The organism is Klebsiella sp. YJ (genome assembly GCF_002108615.1).
GTDB lineage: Bacteria > Pseudomonadota > Gammaproteobacteria > Enterobacterales > Enterobacteriaceae > Klebsiella > Klebsiella planticola.
This window is the reverse complement of the sequence record NZ_MTEG01000031.1, coordinates 20,478-37,468: the sequence shown is the minus strand read 5'-3', so window position 1 is coordinate 37,468 and position 16,991 is coordinate 20,478. Positions and strand designations below refer to the sequence as shown.

The 16,991-nt window shown below is 52.7% G+C and carries 16 protein-coding genes; 5 read left to right on the top strand and 11 right to left on the bottom strand.

Annotation, left to right across the window (positions count from 1 at the left end):
• Window positions 1-40: 40 nt before the first annotated feature.
• The 6 genes from BV390_RS25440 to BV390_RS25415 form a co-directional block, all read right to left on the bottom strand.
• Entirely contained in the window at window positions 41-991 is a 951-nt protein-coding gene (locus BV390_RS25440; RefSeq protein ID WP_032695918.1) for an AraC family transcriptional regulator, read from the bottom strand.
• A 411-nt stretch (window positions 992-1,402) separates the two neighbouring features.
• Entirely contained in the window at window positions 1,403-2,677 is a 1,275-nt protein-coding gene (fabF, locus tag BV390_RS25435) for a beta-ketoacyl-ACP synthase II (protein ID WP_064793953.1), read from the bottom strand.
• A 19-nt stretch (window positions 2,678-2,696) separates the two neighbouring features.
• Window positions 2,697-4,259: a DHA2 family efflux MFS transporter permease subunit gene (locus tag BV390_RS25430; RefSeq protein ID WP_085397452.1), complete on the bottom strand. Its 1,563-nt coding sequence runs from the start codon at window positions 4,257-4,259 to the stop codon at window positions 2,697-2,699.
• Window positions 4,256-5,299 carry an HlyD family secretion protein gene (locus tag BV390_RS25425; protein WP_046852660.1) on the bottom strand — a complete coding sequence of 348 codons (1,044 nt, stop codon included), beginning with the start codon at window positions 5,297-5,299 and terminating at the stop codon, window positions 4,256-4,258. The genes BV390_RS25430 and BV390_RS25425 overlap by 4 nt, the downstream gene beginning before the upstream one ends.
• Window positions 5,283-5,840, bottom strand: a complete 558-nt coding sequence (locus BV390_RS25420) for a winged helix-turn-helix transcriptional regulator (RefSeq protein ID WP_032700116.1) — start codon at window positions 5,838-5,840, stop codon at window positions 5,283-5,285. Before BV390_RS25420 ends, BV390_RS25425 begins: the two co-directional genes overlap by 17 nt.
• 446 nt (window positions 5,841-6,286) lie before the next feature.
• Entirely contained in the window at window positions 6,287-7,495 is a 1,209-nt protein-coding gene (locus BV390_RS25415) for an MFS transporter (protein ID WP_085397451.1), read from the bottom strand.
• 103 nt (window positions 7,496-7,598) lie between these two features.
• On the opposite strand from BV390_RS25415, the gene BV390_RS25410 reads away from it, so the two are divergent.
• A complete protein-coding gene (locus tag BV390_RS25410; RefSeq protein ID WP_032695924.1) occupies window positions 7,599-8,516 on the top strand; it encodes a LysR family transcriptional regulator in 918 nt (305 codons plus the stop codon).
• A gap of 285 nt (window positions 8,517-8,801) precedes the next feature.
• Window positions 8,802-9,419 (top strand): LysE family translocator, encoded by a 618-nt coding sequence (locus tag BV390_RS25405; protein WP_032695925.1) that lies wholly within the window; start codon window positions 8,802-8,804, stop codon window positions 9,417-9,419.
• A gap of 426 nt (window positions 9,420-9,845) precedes the next feature.
• On the opposite strand, the gene BV390_RS25400 is transcribed toward BV390_RS25405, so the two are convergent.
• The 3 genes from BV390_RS25400 to BV390_RS25390 form a co-directional block, all read right to left on the bottom strand.
• Complete coding sequence (locus BV390_RS25400; RefSeq protein ID WP_085397465.1) at window positions 9,846-10,901, bottom strand: alkene reductase; 1,056 nt, start codon at window positions 10,899-10,901, stop codon at window positions 9,846-9,848.
• A gap of 278 nt (window positions 10,902-11,179) precedes the next feature.
• Window positions 11,180-11,932 (bottom strand): pirin family protein, encoded by a 753-nt coding sequence (locus tag BV390_RS25395; protein ID WP_046852655.1) that lies wholly within the window; start codon window positions 11,930-11,932, stop codon window positions 11,180-11,182.
• An 80-nt stretch (window positions 11,933-12,012) separates the two neighbouring features.
• Complete coding sequence (locus BV390_RS25390; protein ID WP_032700107.1) at window positions 12,013-12,594, bottom strand: isochorismatase family protein; 582 nt, start codon at window positions 12,592-12,594, stop codon at window positions 12,013-12,015.
• A 159-nt stretch (window positions 12,595-12,753) separates the two neighbouring features.
• Between BV390_RS25390 and BV390_RS25385 the strand changes: the two genes are divergently transcribed.
• Complete coding sequence (locus BV390_RS25385) at window positions 12,754-13,467, top strand: LysR family transcriptional regulator (RefSeq protein WP_227517250.1); 714 nt, start codon at window positions 12,754-12,756, stop codon at window positions 13,465-13,467.
• A gap of 255 nt (window positions 13,468-13,722) precedes the next feature.
• On the opposite strand, the gene BV390_RS31640 is transcribed toward BV390_RS25385, so the two are convergent.
• Window positions 13,723-14,043: a hypothetical protein gene (locus BV390_RS31640; protein ID WP_064385402.1), complete on the bottom strand. Its 321-nt coding sequence runs from the start codon at window positions 14,041-14,043 to the stop codon at window positions 13,723-13,725.
• A gap of 261 nt (window positions 14,044-14,304) precedes the next feature.
• Between BV390_RS31640 and BV390_RS25375 the strand changes: the two genes are divergently transcribed.
• Entirely contained in the window at window positions 14,305-14,646 is a 342-nt protein-coding gene (locus BV390_RS25375; protein ID WP_064385401.1) for a TonB family protein, read from the top strand.
• 247 nt (window positions 14,647-14,893) lie between these two features.
• The gene (locus tag BV390_RS25370) at window positions 14,894-15,955 is read left to right on the top strand and encodes an alpha/beta hydrolase family protein (protein ID WP_077267085.1); all 1,062 of its coding nucleotides are present in this window, start codon (window positions 14,894-14,896) and stop codon (window positions 15,953-15,955) included.
• On the opposite strand, the gene BV390_RS25365 is transcribed toward BV390_RS25370, so the two are convergent.
• Window positions 15,897-16,988 (bottom strand): helix-turn-helix domain-containing protein, encoded by a 1,092-nt coding sequence (locus tag BV390_RS25365; RefSeq protein ID WP_227502921.1) that lies wholly within the window; start codon window positions 16,986-16,988, stop codon window positions 15,897-15,899. The genes BV390_RS25370 and BV390_RS25365 overlap by 59 nt on opposite strands.
• Between the last annotated feature and the right edge of the window lie 3 nt (window positions 16,989-16,991).

Genomic DNA, 16,991 nt, shown 5'->3' with positions numbered 1-16,991 from the left:
GCTGACATCGGCGAACCGGTGTCAGCCTGTACGCTGATCTTCAGTAGGGGCGCCCTGTCCAGGCCGCCAGCGACAGGGCTTTATCGCCGATCGGCGTGATACCAAACTGACGCTTGTACTCACGGTGGAACTGGCTGACGCTTTCATACCCTACGCTTATCGCCGCCGTCGAGGCATCCGCATCTTGCGACAATAACAACCGTCTGGCTGCAAGAAGCCGTAGCTGCTTCTGGTACTGCAGTGGGCTCATGTTCGTCATGCGGCGAAAATGGTGGTGCAGCGTGGAGACGCCCATACCGGCAATCCGCGCCAGCGCTTCGACCTTTAACGGCTGCGCATAGTTATCGCGTAGCCAGTCCATGGCCACGGATATCCGTTGCCCGCTGGAGCCGGTCAATACGGTTTCTCTTAAGGTCCTGCCCGCCGGGCTGGTGAGAATGCGATACAGTATTTCGCGCTGAATGAGGTTACCCATGTAGCCTTTATCCTGAGGATGTTCGTTGACGTTCAGATAGCGTAGCAGCGCATCAAGCAGCGGGCCGTCTGCCGGCCCGAGCGACATTCCCTCATCTCTGTATTCCGCGTCATTGCCGTACTGTTTCATGTCGATCATCACTTCCCGGGCGAGAGATAAGTCCAGCTGGAGCAGCAGCGAGATAAACGGTTGTTCAGCGCTGGCTTGCATCACTTCGGCGACGGTCGGCAAATTGACGGCGGTCAGAAGAAAGTGGGATTCATTATAGGCATAGGTTTTTTCGCCCAGACTGACGCGCTTCTCCCCCTGAAGAATCAGCGATACGCTGGGCTGGTAGAGACAAGCGTAGGGGGGCATCGGGCGGTGTAATTCCACAACGCTCACGCCGGGAAAGGGGCAAAGAATCTGTTCACGCCGTCCGGTATAGGCTCTGATTTTCTCCCTGATCTCACCACGTCGTGACGCCATTTCCTGTTGCCAGCGTATATGCTGTGAGTCCGGATGATTATCAGGCATGGTCTGGCTCCTCAACTGAGTGATGGATGCTTTAATCGGCAGCAAGGCAGATGAACGATTGGTTGCGTCGGCACCCACGATATTATTTACCAACAGGCTGCGCAAACGGACTGTGTTCCCTGCGTTGAGATTCACACTAAAGGTTAAAACCGCGCTGGCCCATCTGGGGATCCGGGGGCGACGGTCATCATCTGCAGCAGGGCATGAAGTGTGGTGGCGCCCGCCGCTACCCGCCAAAACCGGCGACGGCCCGCCGCCAGTCGATGCCGATGCTACGCGGCGGTAACGCCCTCGAGAAAGACGCGGGGAAAACTTAAGCATCAACAAGCCGAAATAGACCGTGAGTATCAATGCGCGTTTTGCCTTGATAGAACTCCCCCGCCGGCCATTGCCAGAAGGGGAGCGGAACCATTATTCCCAGCGTTTCAGCAGCAGGCTGGCGTTGACGCCGCCAAAGCCAAAACCGTTCGACAGCGCATAACGCATCTTCTGCGGGCGGGCCACCCGCGCCACCAGGTTCAGGCCTTCCGCGTCTTCATCGGGGTGATGCAGGTTCAGCGTCGGCGGTACCACCTGGTCACGCAGCGCCTGAATGGTGAAGATGGCCTCAATCCCGCCGGCCGCGCCTAACAGATGGCCGGTTGCTGATTTCGTTGACGTAATGGCGACGGGATGCGTGGCGAACAGGCTTTTTATCGCCGCCAGTTCGCCTTTGTCTCCGACCTGAGTCGAGGTGGCGTGGGCGTTGATATGGTCAATCTCTTCTGCTGCCACCCCCGCCTGACGAATGGCCATTTCCATGGCCCGACGCGCGCCGTTACCGTCTTCCGGGCCAGCGGTCAGGTGATAAGCATCGGCGCTGGTGCCGTAGCCGACCAGCTCTGCCAGCGGGGTGGCGCCGCGCGCCAGCGCGTGTTCCAGCGATTCAATCACGATAAGCCCGGCGCCTTCTCCCATCACAAAACCATCGCGGTCGCGGTCAAAGGGGCGGGAAGCCGCTTCCGGCTGATCATTGGCTGCGCTGGAGAGCGCTCTTGCTGCGGCAAACCCGGCAAGGCTAACGCGATGAATTGCCGCTTCTGCGCCGCCGCAGAGGGCGATATCCGCCTCGCCGCTGCGGATCATCCGTGCAGCATCGCCAATGGCCTGCGCGCCTGCCGCGCAGGCGGTGACCGGCGCGCCGATGGGGCCACGGAAACCGTGGGCGATAGACACATGTCCGGCGGCCAGGTTGGCAAGAAAAGAGGGGATGGTGAACGGAGACAGGCGACGCGGCCCGCGTTGGTCCGTTGTATGTACCGCATGGGCGATCTCGCTGAACCCGCCGATCCCGGTGGCGATTACCGTTGCGGTGCGATCTTGTTCTGCCGCTGATGCCGGCGACCACCCGGCCTGCGTCAGCGCCTCACGCGCGGCAACCAGCGCAAATTCGATAAAGCGATCCATCTTTTTGCGTTCCTTGGCCGGGATGGTCGCCTGCGGATCGAAGCCGTGCAGCGGATCGCGTTCGATGGACGGAACCTGCCCGGCCACTTTGCAGGGAATGTCTTCGACCATCTGCTCGCTAAGCCTGGTAATACCTGACTTACCTGCCAGCAGCGACTGCCAGACGTGCTGTACGCCGCAGCCCAGAGGGCTGACAATCCCCATCCCGGTCACGACAATGCGTTTAGCTGAAACGCCCATAATCAACTCTCCTGTAATATCAGTGTGCCGGCGGCTTTTTCATTAAGGGAACCAGCAGCGCGGCAATCAAAAAACCGATCATGATGAGGTAAAAAGCATCGGAAAATGCCTGTGTTCGTGCCTCCCGCAGCGTCAGTGCGGAAAGATTTTTCAGCGCCGCCGTATGAGCGGCATCCGGGGAGATCCCCTGAGCGACAAGGTTTGCCGCGCTGCGCTGAACAAAATCGCTCATTGCCAGGTTGGCGTTATTCAGATGATCCGCCAGGCGGCTGTAATGCAAATTGGTCATGTCGTTAAGCACCGTTCCGCACAGGGCGATGCCGATGGCGCCGCCGAGATTGCGCATTAAATTAAACAGCCCGGAGGCCAGCTTAAGGCGCGCGGGAGGCAAGCTGCCCAGCGTCAGGGTTACGGTAGGCGCGACGGCAAACTGCTGCGCCAGTCCGCGAAAAGCCTGTGGCAGCAGCAGCTGGTCGGCACCCCAGTCGTGGGTTATCGGCACAAAGCTGTACATCGACACCGCAAAGCCGATCAGCCCGGCCATCAGCAGCCAGCGCAGGTCGACGCGGTTGGCGAGCCACGAATAAAACGGGATCGACATCACCTGGAACAGGCCGGTGGAAAATACCGCCAGGCCAATTTCCAGGGCGCTGAAACCGCGCACGCTACCGAGGTACAGGGGGGTTAAATAGATGGTGGCGAAGATGCCGACGCCGGCCATAAACGAGAAATAACAGCCGAGGCTGAAGGTTCGGTCCTGCAGGGCCCGGAGATCCATGACCGGCTGCGGATGGCGCAGGGTGCGGATAATAAACGCCACGCCGCACAGCAGGGCGACCCAGGCGGTCGTCGTCAGGGTGGCGTCGTCAAACCAGCCCCAGCGCGGGCCTTCTTCGAGGGTATATTCCAGGCAGCCGAGCGATAACGCCAGCAGCAGAATACTGAGGTAGTCGGCACCGCGCAGCAGCGAGGGGTCAGCGCTATCGACTTTCACCAGCAGCGGTACGGCAACCGCGATGTAAATCCCCGGAATAACGTTGATAAAGAACAGCCAGTGCCAGTTGAAGTTTTCGGTGATCCAGCCGCCCACCGTCGGGCCAAGCGTGGGGGCCAGGGAGGCCAGGCCGCCGATCGTCGCGGCGGCGATGACCCGCTGTTTACCCTGGAAAAAGGCGAAGGCGGTGGTGAAAACCAGCGGGATCATCGATCCGCCCGCCAGCCCCTGCAGAGCGCGGAAGGCGATCATACTCTGAATGTTCCACGCCCAGCCGCACAGCAGACTCATCAGCGTGAAGCCCGCCGCGGAAGCGGCAAACAGCCAGCGCGTCGACATGACCCGCGCCAGCCAGCCGGAAAGCGGGATAATAATGATCTCGGCGATCAGGTAGCTGGTTTGTACCCAGACGGTTTCATCGTCGCCCGCCGAGAGGCCGCCGCCGATATCCCGCAGCGAGGCGGACACGATCTGGATATCGATCAGCGCGATAAACATGCCCACGCACATGCTGGCGAAAGCGAAGATCTTCTGCGTCATCGGCATCGACAGACCCTGCGGGACGGACAGCGCCTGAGCGGTGCTCATCGGCGGCTCTTTTCGTTCACGGTGACGACTACCGATAGCCCTGGGCGCAGTACGTCAAGTTTTGCCCCTTCTCCTTCCAGCGCAATGCGAACCGGTACGCGCTGAACGATTTTAGTAAAATTCCCCGTCGCGTTCTCCGCAGGAAGAATGCTGAAGCGTGAGCCGGTCGCCGGTGCCAGGCTGGTGACATGGCCCTTAAAGGTGCGGTTCGGCAGCACATCGGCCACGATGGTTACCGGTTGGCCGGCACGCATATGCGCCAACTGGTTTTCCTTGAAGTTGGCGTCAATCCACAGGCCGTGCGCGGGAACCAGCGACAGCAGCTGCGTGCCGCTGCTGACGAACGAACCGGACCACGCGCGGCGGTTGCCAATCACGCCATCGAACGGCGCGCGAATTTCGGTATAGCTGAGGTTCAGCGTGGCCATCTCGAGGTTAGCCTGGGCCTGGGTCAGGGCGGCCAGGGTTTGTTGCTGGCGGGCATCCAGCACCGCCAGCTGGCGTTCGGCGGCGGTTTTATCCGCTTTTGCTTTATCCTGCTCGGCGCGCGCCCGGCGGTAATCGGCGGAGGCGTTATCGCGGATTTGTGCGGAAATCGCGCTCGACGCGGCCAGGGCGTTATAGCGCCGGTTGTCGTTAGCCAATTTTTCGGCCGCCGCGGCGGCGGCCTGTAACGAGGCCGCAGAACCGGCAATCGTCGCCTGCTGTAGCTGGCGGGTGGCAATGATATCGGCCAGCGCGGCCTGCTGCGCCGCCACTTCTCCGACGGCTTTTGCCCGTGCGGCGCGGTAATCGCGGTCGTCGATGCGAATCAGCAGATCGCCTTTTTTCACCGCCATATTGTCCTGCACCGCCAGCTGCTGGATATAGCCAGAGATTTTGCTGGAGATGGCGCTAATGTCACCGCCAACATAGGCATCATCGGTGGTCTGGATAAAGCGCCCGGTATGCCACCAGTAAGCGCCGTAACTCGCTGCCGCCAGTGCGGCGACGGCGAGTGCCGCCAGGACGAAGGCGCTTTTCTTACTGGCCGGGTTCATTGCTGGCATCCCGGTAGGGTTCGGGTTGGAATTTTTGCCCGCTATCGCCTTCGCGTTTGCGCAACAGATAGTCGTGACGGTATTTCATCATCGGCGAAGCGGCGGGTCCCGGCACCATGGTGTATTTACCCGGAATAATCTCTTCGCCGGTCGCTTTATCGACCAGGATCGGTTCCACGCGCCGCTGGGTTTCACTTTCCACCAATTGCATCTGACGGCCTTCGGGTGAGAAGTGGCGGTTACCCCATTCCGCCAGCGCCAGCAGTACCATGCGAAAGTCGCGGCCGCTTTGCGTGAGGTGGTATTCGTAGCGCGGCGGAGTGCTGCTGTAGCAAACCTTCTCCAGCAGGCCGTCGTCTACCAGCGCCTTCAGGCGGCGTGAAAGAATATTCGGCGCGACGTTGCTGCTTTTCTGGAACTCGTCAAAGCGGGTAAAGCCGGCGAAGGCGTCGCGCAGGATCATTATGCTCCAGCTGTCACCGATGCGGCCAAGGCTACGGGCGATGGGGCAGGGAGCGTGGCAAAGCGGTTCATTTTTCATGGACTGGCCCGGATAGATAGGTGGCTTTCGGGAGCAAATTGACATAGTAACTATCAAAATGCAAGTTACTTAAAAAACGATCTCTCAGCAGATTCATGGCGCAGGCGTTAAGGTACACAGGCGATAGACCAATATGGGGTGACACGGCTTAGCGCAAAACGGTGGTGCAGGGGCCGGGGTGGGTAAGAGCGTGACGGAAGCGAATTGAGCGGGCGCTAAGGGGGTTGATTGCCGGAGCGCCATACGTTATGCCAATAAACAATCGCATTGTGCCTGGTCCCTTCATTCTGTCGTATTTTTATTATTTATTAGCGTGTTAGTTAATGACTCGTGTCATAAAAGGCAGGGGAAGCCGGGATGTCGTCTATGGGGAAGGGGGGCAGACAGCCTGAAACCGAACGGAGCAGAGTCTGACGGTCCGCTCCGCGGCAGGAGCGGACGTTATGCTAATCAATGATGAAGTGGTCAGCCGGGATAGTGCGTTTAGCCAGTTTCTTTTGAAGTATTATGACCATTACGGGAAATACAGAGGCGGCTAATGCACTGACAACCAGCAGTCTGTTCAGATTTTGCGTTGTTATTCCCTGGTCCGGTAGTAATAAGGAAGACAGAAAGAATGCGAGAGTTGTTATCAGGTACATCATGGCTGTCTGTAGTGAAGTAAAGCTGGCTCGTTGTTCATCCTCAGGATACTGGACAGCAACCGACGACGCGCAAACCAGCCGACTGTATGAAGCGCCAAGAAATAAGGTTATAAATAGAAATACATTATGATAACCCATCGCCGGAATCAGCAAACTTGCTACCAGGAACAGAGTTGAAATTGTTGCCAGCATCAGAGCAGATAAACGTGATGTCAGCATGCCTGTTATTTTTGTAGACAGATAACCGGCTATCCCGCCACTTAAGAACAATAAAGGTAATAGGTTTTGTTGTGCGCCCATATACTGCGTCATTAAGGGCGCCAAAATGGGAATGATCAGCATTGGACTGAATTGTACAAGGGCAGTACAAGAGGCAAAAAGTAAGGTTTGAGCATCAATAGATAGATTCCTCTTCACGCCTGATGGGGCCGTATCCCTGGGGATAATAAATATTATCAACGGTAAAGATAACAGACAAAGCGAACTGATTAACCCTGGCGCAGTATGCCAACCATAGTGCGTGCATAAAAATAATATCGCTGGCATGCCGACGATACTGACCAGCGAAAATGACGCAATTACCGTTGCCAGCATTTTTCCACGTAAGTTTGCCGGGGCATAATTTATTAAAATACTCATACCCACACCCATTGTCGTACCACCAACCGCTCCTGCGCAAAATCGCAGTGCCAGAAGAATGTCAAAATGAGTAGTGAGGGTGGACAAAAATGTCAGTGCTCCCAATAGCACCATATTCGTGAACAAGAATTGTTTTTTATTAAACAGATCGATGCAATAAAAAGCAACGATCCCAGAAAGCACCGCACCCAGCGTATACATACCAGAGACATAGCCAGAAAATGATACAGGAACCGAAAACCCCTCGGCCATAAAAGCAAAAACGGGCGTTAACGCCATATATTCCAATGCATTAGTGAACTGGACAAAAGCCATTACAATGGCTATCCGCATGAGGGTTTTATGATTAAACGTCTGTGTGACCAGTGGCATAGTAAGCAACCTGTGGCTGAAAGATATCCGAGTTTAACCACTATCAATGATGTTCATTAGATGGTAAAAATGGCACTTATTATTATCAAATATGGGATAGTTGATGCGTTCAGCGCTTGATTTTAATACACTGAAAGTGTTTATCGCGGTGGTTGAAAGAGAAAGTTTCGTTGGGGCCGCAAGAGTCCTTGCAATGCCGACATCAAACGTGAGTCGCTGTATTTCTCAGTTAGAAGAAAAACTGAATCTTCAGCTTATTGAGCGTAGCACCCGACATATGAAACTCACCCAGGCGGGGCACCTGCTCTATATCCGCGCGAAGCCATTACTGGAGGCGCTTGAGCAAACTGAGACCGAGCTAACGTTGCGGCAAATGCAGCTCAAGGGGCCACTACGCATCTGTATTCCCAATGAAATAGGTCCCGCATTGCTGGGTTCTGTTATTGCCGATTTCGCCTGTCAGTACCCGGACCTGGAGATCAGCTGTGTTACAAATTTGTCAGGCCTCGAATCCCTGAGAGATGATCTGGATTTAGCTATCATTATTACTCGTGGTCAGATGGATGACAGTGACTACATAGCCCGGCATCTGGTGACTATCCCTTGCACCATTGTTGCAGCCCCTTCCGTCATTCAGCGCTATGGCACCCCTTCTCATATTCGGCAATTTGAAGAATTACCCTGCATTACAACGGTAAGTGCGCTGAAAGGTGCCCCCTGGCAGTTTGTCAATATGAAGGGGGGATTCGAGACAATTAAGGTTAAAGGGCATTATCGGGTAAACAGCGGAGAGATGGCAGGACGCGCTGCGGTAGCAGGCGTGGGTTTTGCAATCCTATCGAAACAAGCCTGCCAACCCTACATTAGCGATGGACGGTTAATCGAGATTGAGTTTGAACAATCGCCAGCCCCATTGCAATTGTTCGCCCTTTATTCCGATCGGCGTTACTTGCCCGCTAAAACAAGAGCGCTCATTGACTTCATGCATCAGAAATTGAGCAATATCTCCTTAGCAACATAAGGCGGCATTGAGTCGCGACAGTGGGTCCCGTTGGTAAAATGAATTTCCAGCGCCTGTATTTCGCTGTGAGCTCAACGGCTCGATGCCACGCTATTGTTCAAGAAGAGGGGACGTTGCCATGAAACGAAAACCCACATTGACTACACGCCAGAACTAAACGCCATGTCCAGTCCGCTCTTTGCCAGAGGCGGAAGTTGCTGACGTTGTGCTATGGTGACAATTGGGAGCGATTCATGAGATGTGTGGTTCGACACTGGCTGACGTTTAGTATGAGGGAGAAGATGAATGACAAATGATTTGATTGCGCTTTCTGCGATTGGCGTTGCTATCCTTTTTGGCGCTATGAGCCCGGGAGTCAGCTTTCTTCTTGTTGCCCGCACGGCCATGTCCAGTTCAAGACGGACGGCATTATCTGTGGCGGCCGGAATGGGTTTTGGTGCGCTTATTTTTGCCGCCATCGCGTTGGCGGGCCTTCACACCCTGCTGACACTGGTTCCATCGCTTTACACAGGCCTGAAGATTGCCGGTGGTTTATATCTGTTATGGCTTGCGTTAAAAATCTTTCGGCGTCCTGCAAACAAGTTTATCGATTCTGCCGTGACAGAGGAAGTCAGCGCCTCAAAAGCTTTTCTCACTGGCGTATTCACGCAAATTAGTAATCCGCATACCGCTCTGGTATTTGCCAGTATTTTTTCCGCCGCGCTTAGTAAAAACATTCAGCCTGCCATGTATATTATCCTGCCCTTAATGGCTTTCGCTATTGATGTACTCTGGTATGCAGTCGTAGCATGCGTATTATCAACGGACGGGCCGCGTCAGACTTACATTAAATACCGTAAGTTCATCGATAAATTAAGCGGGGGAGTCATGGCCTTTCTGGGAATACGGCTTCTGTTAAAGTAATTCAAATGATTACAAACTAGCCATGGATGTGCAACATTAAGGTCGGCCCCTCGCACAAAGCAGACAGTAAGTCCTACAGCTGTCCGCTTTGTGCCGTGAGTTCAACGGCCGGACTCGTCAATATTCGAGTGACTCATTGAGTGAGTATAAGTGTGGGTAACTGGAAACAGTTTACGTAGTGGGGCTAATGAAGAGTCAGTAATACCATCACCCCGCACGACAAGCGCGATATCGTTGGACGGTGATAGTAAAAAATATGCCTAAAGACATATCCTTTTTTATTGCCAACTGAAAACCACGCCCTGTGGGCGTGGTCATCATCTGGTTTTGGTTCTGTCTTATTGTGTTTGGCTTTCAATCTCCCACGACTGGCAGAGACTTCTTTTTAAGGGGCTTGCTACGCCCTTTCAGGGCATAATAAATTGACTACATTTTGGCATAATCAGTATATCCTTTGACACCACCGCCATAGTAGGTCGTCGGATCTGCGCTGTTCAACGGCGCCTCTGTTTTCACCCGCTCTGGAAAGTCCGGGTTAGCCAGAATCATCTGGCCGTAAGATTCCAGTTCGGCAAGACCGGACTGGATATCATCACCGATGTTTTCTCTGCTTTTCCCGGGGCGATTCAGGATCAGCGGTTGCGTCCATAACGCCCGCAGTTCACCCAGCAGTTCCTCATTGCCCATGTGCATAATGTGCAGGTAGCTCAGTCCGAGCTTATTCAATTCAGCAACCAGGTAACGATAAAGCGCCGGGCCTTCCTCACCTTCATTAATACCCCAAATCTGGCTGCCCGGGGAAAGACGGATCGCGGTTTTGTCTGCGCCAATCTCTTCTGCAATGGCTGCCGCCACCTCCAGCGCAAAACGGGCACGGTTCTCAATGGAGCCGCCATATTCATCGATGCGCTGGTTGGCGCTTGGTGCTAAAAACTGGTGTATCAGATAGGCATTAGCGCCGTGGATTTCCACGCCGTCGGCACCAGCCTCAACAGCACGCCGTGCCGCATAACGGAAATCAGCAACCGTGCTGCGGATTTCTTCCGTTGTCAGTTCGCGTGGCACCGGAATATCCTGCATGCCGGTTGCAGTAAACATCTGTACGCCAGGGGCAATAGCGGAAGGCGCCACGCCCTGACGATGGTGCGGCGTATTGTCAGGATGGTTCATGAGGCCGGTATGCATAAGCTGGATGAACAGATGACCGCCCTTATTGTGAACGGCTGACGTGATTTGTTTCCAGCCCGCCACGTGTGCGTCGGTGTAAATACCGGGCGTCATTAAGTAACCCTGTCCGTCATCGCTGGGCTGCGTCCCTTCTGCAACGATAAGGCCCACCCCGGCGCGCTGTGCGTAGTATTCAACCGCAATGTCAGCCGGCGTACCGTCATATTCAGCACGGCTACGGGTCATGGGGGCCATCACCAGACGGTTATTCAGCGTTAACTGCCCGAGTTTGAACGGGGTAAATATTTTATCCATTTTTCTTTTCCTGTAGCCTGATAAAAAGTCAGGTCGGTAAAACAGCGCGGTATTAATAAAGAACAAAAAATTAATGCAGGTGTTCAGTATGCTGACTGGATACATAAAAATTTCAGTAATACATGATGTTTTTAATATTGAATTAAAATTAAAAAGTAATATCCGGATTCCGGGTGATAAACATCACTCAACGTCGGTGAGTGAAAAATTCAAAGTGCTGTATTCTGCTTGTCAATTGAAAAGAATGACTGAGCTGCTGTGAAATTTTATAAATACCTTTACCGGTGCGGGCGCATATTGCCACTGAACATACCGCCACGGAATACTTTTGCCGCGGGATCAGTGGTGAAGAGCACCAGATCAGTGGTATCCAACGCGATGACGGTGTGAACGTCGCCGTCTTCGATAATCATGCTCTCACCAGTATTTAGGGCGATTTCACCAACCCGGGCTGCGCCCTCAAAGACATATAACAGGCGCACCGCGCTACTGACCGGAACCGCCGGCAGCGTCAGCTCGCTACCTTCAGCAAGCCGCGCGTCCTGTACCCACGTCTGAGAACGAAAAGTTAACGGTGCGTTTTCAGGGCCGGCAATCAGCCGCCAGTTATTGTCACTGTAAGGCGTGCCGAAATCATGAAACTGAACCTGAGGTGTCAGGTTGGTTTCTGAGGGGCGAATGAAAATCTGCAGACACTGCATTGATTCACCTTTTTCACCCAGAATGCGTTCCTCATGCTGGAAGGTATGTCCGGCGTTCATGAGCATCAGTCGGGTATCAGTAATCTCTTCCTCATTACCGACCGTGTCCAGATGCAGCATTCTGCCTTTACGCATGTAAGTGAGAATTTCATCATCTTTATGCGGATGCATGGGAATGACCGTTCCCGCTTTTACGTTTGCCTGGTCAATACGGCCAATTGCCCCAATACCACTGTCATCTGAATTCTGTACCATTCCCGGCCAGAGGATATCGATACCGAATCCGCCAGAGCCATGCGATTGTTTTCTGCTGTTTTCAATTTTAAGCATTGTTGTGATTCTTTTATCCGGGAAGGCAGACCCGCACGGAAGGCGTAAAGCGCTGCCGCACGAGGCTGCTGGCTTATTCATTACTGAAAGGATTCCATTAATACCTGGACTAATTTCTCCCCCTGAGGTGTTGCCCAGCTTCCTGCCAGCTCAGCAATTAGCTGGTTAGTTGTCGTCAGGGTAATGCCATTTTTGTCCATACGGCGTAGCGCAATGTCATCAGCCATTTTGGTTGGTGAGGCACCGGCGTCCGCAACAACCTGTACGTCAAACCCGGCAGCAACCAGCGACAGCGCCGGGTAGACCGTACAGACATCGTTAGTTACGCCTGCAATAATCAGTTTCTTTCTGCCGGTAGCGTTAACCGCGGCGGCAAAGTTCTCATCGTCCATGGCATTAACAATGCCCATGCGTTTGATTCGTGCTTCAAATTCTTCTGGCAGAATAGTTTTCAGTTCTGCAAGCAGCGGCCCCTGCGCATATTCTTCCATGCTTGAGGTAAGAACCACCGGCATATCCAGAATGGCGGCAGATTTAGCCAGCATCAGCGCATTGCGTTTAAGTTCGTCAAACGCCATGGATTTAGCCCAGCCCATGGTGCCGACCTGATGGTCAATCAACAGCATGGCGGCATTGTCAGAGGTGAATTTTTCAAAGCTCATAAAATTAATCCTGTGGGTTTTGGTTAACTGACTGACGTATATAGTATTTGTCAGGGGTTATGCAGGTTTTTCCCTGCGAATATTTAAAGTATATCCTGTTAATTTTTGGGATAAATAGCTAAAATCAGAATTGAATATTCCATTCATGGCACAATAAACATGGAACTTCTTAACCACATGTCCTACTTTGTCGAAGTTGTCAAAGCGCGCAGTTTTCGTGGCGCAGCTCAGGCTCTGGGCATGCCAAATTCCACGCTGTCGCGTAAAATAAATGAGCTTGAAAAGTTTATCGGCCTCAGGCTGTTACACCGGACGACGCGCAAGATTGAACTGACCGAAGCCGGTCAGATTTATTACGAACGAAGCCGGCGCATCATTGATGAAGCACGTCTGGCGCATGAGCAGCTGGGTTCTCTCCTGGCTCAGCCGCAGGGTATGCTGCGAGTCTCTTTGCCGGCCGATTTTGCGGTGGTGATTCTCGCGCCGCTGATTAAAGCGTTCTCGGACTGCTATCCGGGTATCAGCTTCGATTTTGATTTAACGCCGAGAAATGTTGATTTGGTGTCGGAGCCCTATGATCTGGCAGTTCGCATGGGGAGTCTGCCCGATTCCGGCCTCATTGCACGCAAGCTCGGGTCGCTTTCACGCAGCCTTTACGCATCCCCCGACTATTTAGTTCAGAATGGCAATCCCGGTAACCCTGATGAGCTGACGGATCATGAATGTATTGGTATGCGGCAGGATAAGCCCGGTCACTGGCACTTATATCGCGAAGAAAGCCGGATTAGCATCAGAACTTCCGGGCGCTTTCAGATGAACAGCATTGGTATGATGCGTCGTTTTGCCTCAATGGGAGCAGGTATTGCGATTTAGCCTGACAAAATTGTCGGGGAAGACGTTGCGGATAATAAACTGACCCGGGTATTGCCTGACTGGAAGGCTGAAGCGGTCACGGTTTATGCTCTGACTGAAACGCGACTGCTCCCTGCGAAAACGCAGGTTTTTATTGAGTTTATGCGTGAGAAGCTGAGCGAGAAGGCGGACTGACGCGCGTTGTGTTGCTCCCGGTCATACTCGTTACAGTGGGTGATTTACCGCTGATTGAACCCACCATCACCGCTTTCGCATTCAGCTTGACCTGGAAGCAGACCAAACCGATCTGCCAGAGCCGATATCGCTGGCAGATCGGTTTCGCAGCCTGAGCCAGACCTTTTTCAGCAGAACTGAATGTTGTTGTAACAAGGGCAGGTACAGGAAGTTCCAGCCTGGACCAAAGAAGATAAGCGCGCCAGCAAAGGAGTAAAAGCCAGTGCCGGTGAGAGCCAGACCCATGTGACAAACATACAGCACGATCCCCGCACCGATCGGATCCTGAAGAATCCCATTGGCTTCATTTTCAAAGAGTAAGGGTAAGTGTGGCGCTATCTCATTTGCTGCGGTATCAGTCATGCAAAGAGTTCTTCGCAATTTTTTTAAGCCTGATGTTAGCAGCGAAACGGATAGCGGTATGGGGTGAAGAACACTATGACTGATGAGTCAGCAGCAAATCCTGCAGGCCGCCCTTAAAAGCAAGGCGAATTGCGTCGATACAGCTATGCAGGCGCTGACTATCTCGCTGCCTCTTTGTGCCATCTTCATTGGGTTGTTTGGCTGTGTACTTAACCATTAAGGATATCTATCATATGGTTAATTTTAAGACATGGACGCTTTATGAAATCTATCAGACTCCTCACTCTCATGCTGCCATTTCTTCTGGCTGTCTGCTTTGGTACACAGGCCAGCGACAGCACACCCTCTGGCAGCACTTCCTCTGCAACTACAGCTATCACCACTCACGATAAGAACGGAAAGCTACTGCCGGGTGCCCTGCGGGTACAGTTTGATGTTGATGCAAACGGAAGAGTTCAGAATACACAAATCCTTGAATCGACAACTACTCCGGAGTTTGAACATAAAGTCATCAGTATCATGAAAAATGAATGGCGCTATGAAAAAGGGAAACCGGGAAAAGATCACAGAATAGTGGTCATGATTCGCCCCACCAGACGTTAGCACCTGTTGCTGACAACATAACCCGTCCAGGAAAACGTCCGCATCCCCAAGACGGATATCTCAATTTAGCGACTACATAGCAACAACGCTTAATGCATTGGGAGTGACACTCAGACACTCTGATGTAAGAGATGTACATGTAAAATGCTGAAAAAAACCAAATTCACGACCTCAATCGTGTTCCAGGACGCCCGGATACCGAACCTGATATATACAAGTTGCACAAATTCATCTCCACAGGAATATTATGATGTGCATACGCGTTTTTTGTTTATTGTCTGTCTTCTTTTACTTTTACGGCATACAAGTACAGGCATCTCCAGGCTTTCGTCAGATAAAGTTATCAGACCCAAAGTCGGAAACTCTAAATGTGACGGTGTGGTATCCAGCCTCTTCTGAGGGAAGAGCAGTGAATACAGGAAGTAATCCCGCTTTTGTTGGCGTTATGGTGAACCCCGATGCGCCACCATTACCTGGAGCACATCCTCTCCTGGTTATTTCGCACGGATACAATGGCAACTGGCGGAATCTGTCCTGGATTGCTGCGGCGATGGCCGCAGAGGGATATATTGTTGCCGCCCCGGATCATCCAGGCACGACTACATTTGATCAGAATCCTCCAGAGGCTAAAAAGCTGTGGCGACGTCCGCACGATATTTCCCGGGTTATTGATTTCGTCATCGACTCCCCGGCACTTTTCGGGGCAACGGACAAGGAGCGTATTGCGGCTTTAGGGCATTCTCTGGGCGGATGGACAGTCATGTCGCTAGCGGGTGCGCGATTTAACCCTTCCTTGTTTATCAACGATTGTCAAAACCATCCCAAACGCGGCGACTGCCGGTTAACAGAAAAGCTGGGCATTAATGACGCGCTTTCCGTGGAAAAAATATCCGCAAATAACAGGGATGCAAGGATCCGGGCTGTCGTCTCTCTTGACTCAGGATTAGCGCCGGGGTTTACCCCTCAGAGTCTGAATGCTATTAACATTCCAGTCCTGATTTTAGCCGCACAGGCGGACAGATTGGCAGAATTACCTGCAGGACAGGAGTCTGGGTATCTGGCTGCCAAAATGAACCCAGGCTGGAGGCAATATGAGATCGTTGAAGGCGCAACACATTTCAGTTTCATGCAGCTTTGTAAACCCGGTGCTGAAAATCTCCTGAACGAAGAATCACCTGGCGATGAAGTTGTTTGCCAGGATGGCCCCCATGCAAAGAGATCGAGTATTCATCAAAATCTGGTTCGTAAGATCAGTGAGTTCCTGAATTCTTCGCTTGATTACACTGCATCTTCTGCCGGAACAAAGTAGGTGACACACCACAAACGCGCAGAAATTCACGATTAAAATTTGATTTAGTGGTGAATCCCGACTCCAACATTATATCCGTCACGGGCAGCAGGGGGTTTAACAGCAGCTCCTTTGCCCGTTCAATCCTGAAGCCATTGATCCACTGCGATATATTGCACTGACTCACAGAATTAACTGCGCTTGAAAGATGTCGCGCGGGTATGCCTGTTTTTCTGGCCAGAATACTCAGCGTCAGGTCGGGATTAAGATAAATCTGTGTTTCACGGACTTGTTTCTCGAGTCTGCGATAAATCGCCTCAAACTCTCCTGAGGATCTCACAACACTTTCGGGGGGCGTTTCTTCCCGGTTATCATTTCCTGATACCGTTGTCCTTCCCGCGCTGACAATCGCCGCGGCGATGAGAGGAAGCAGCGCCATCTGGAAAATGACAATCATACCCGGGGCCTGTTTTCCACCGGTGATGTTGAAGTCAAATATAATCGCAAGATCTGTCAGCGCAGATAGACACAGAAAGCTGCCGGCGAAAAAAGCCATCTTTACCGTATGTGCTGACTCCGCCAGTCGGTTCAGCGTGAAGTGATGCTCCCCCTGCCATGCAATACGAAAGAGACCATATCCGTATCCCATAAACAGGATAAACAGGATGAAATCAGTCGCAACCGGCCAAACTATCCTGATCAAAAATGCAATGGTCGGGGGTAAAAGCAGCACTAGCCAGCGACGTTGCTTACTGGCTTCAGTCATTGAGATGAAACTATGCCATGCGAGAGGGGGCAGAAGTATTGCCAGGACTGATTGAATATTCCTGAGCATGGCTGACTCGTATTCCCAGCGCAGCGTGCTTACAGAAAGAAGGACTGTGCAGGCGATAAGAAAACGCAGGGTACCGCTGTGGCGATTTTTTTCAGGAAATAGCGCAACGACTATTAAAAACAATAGTGCAAACAAAGTAATAACAGGGAAGGGAACAGAAAACATAACCACAGTACCATCATAAAAATTCACGAGGAATATTTGCACCCATGAAGGCAATCT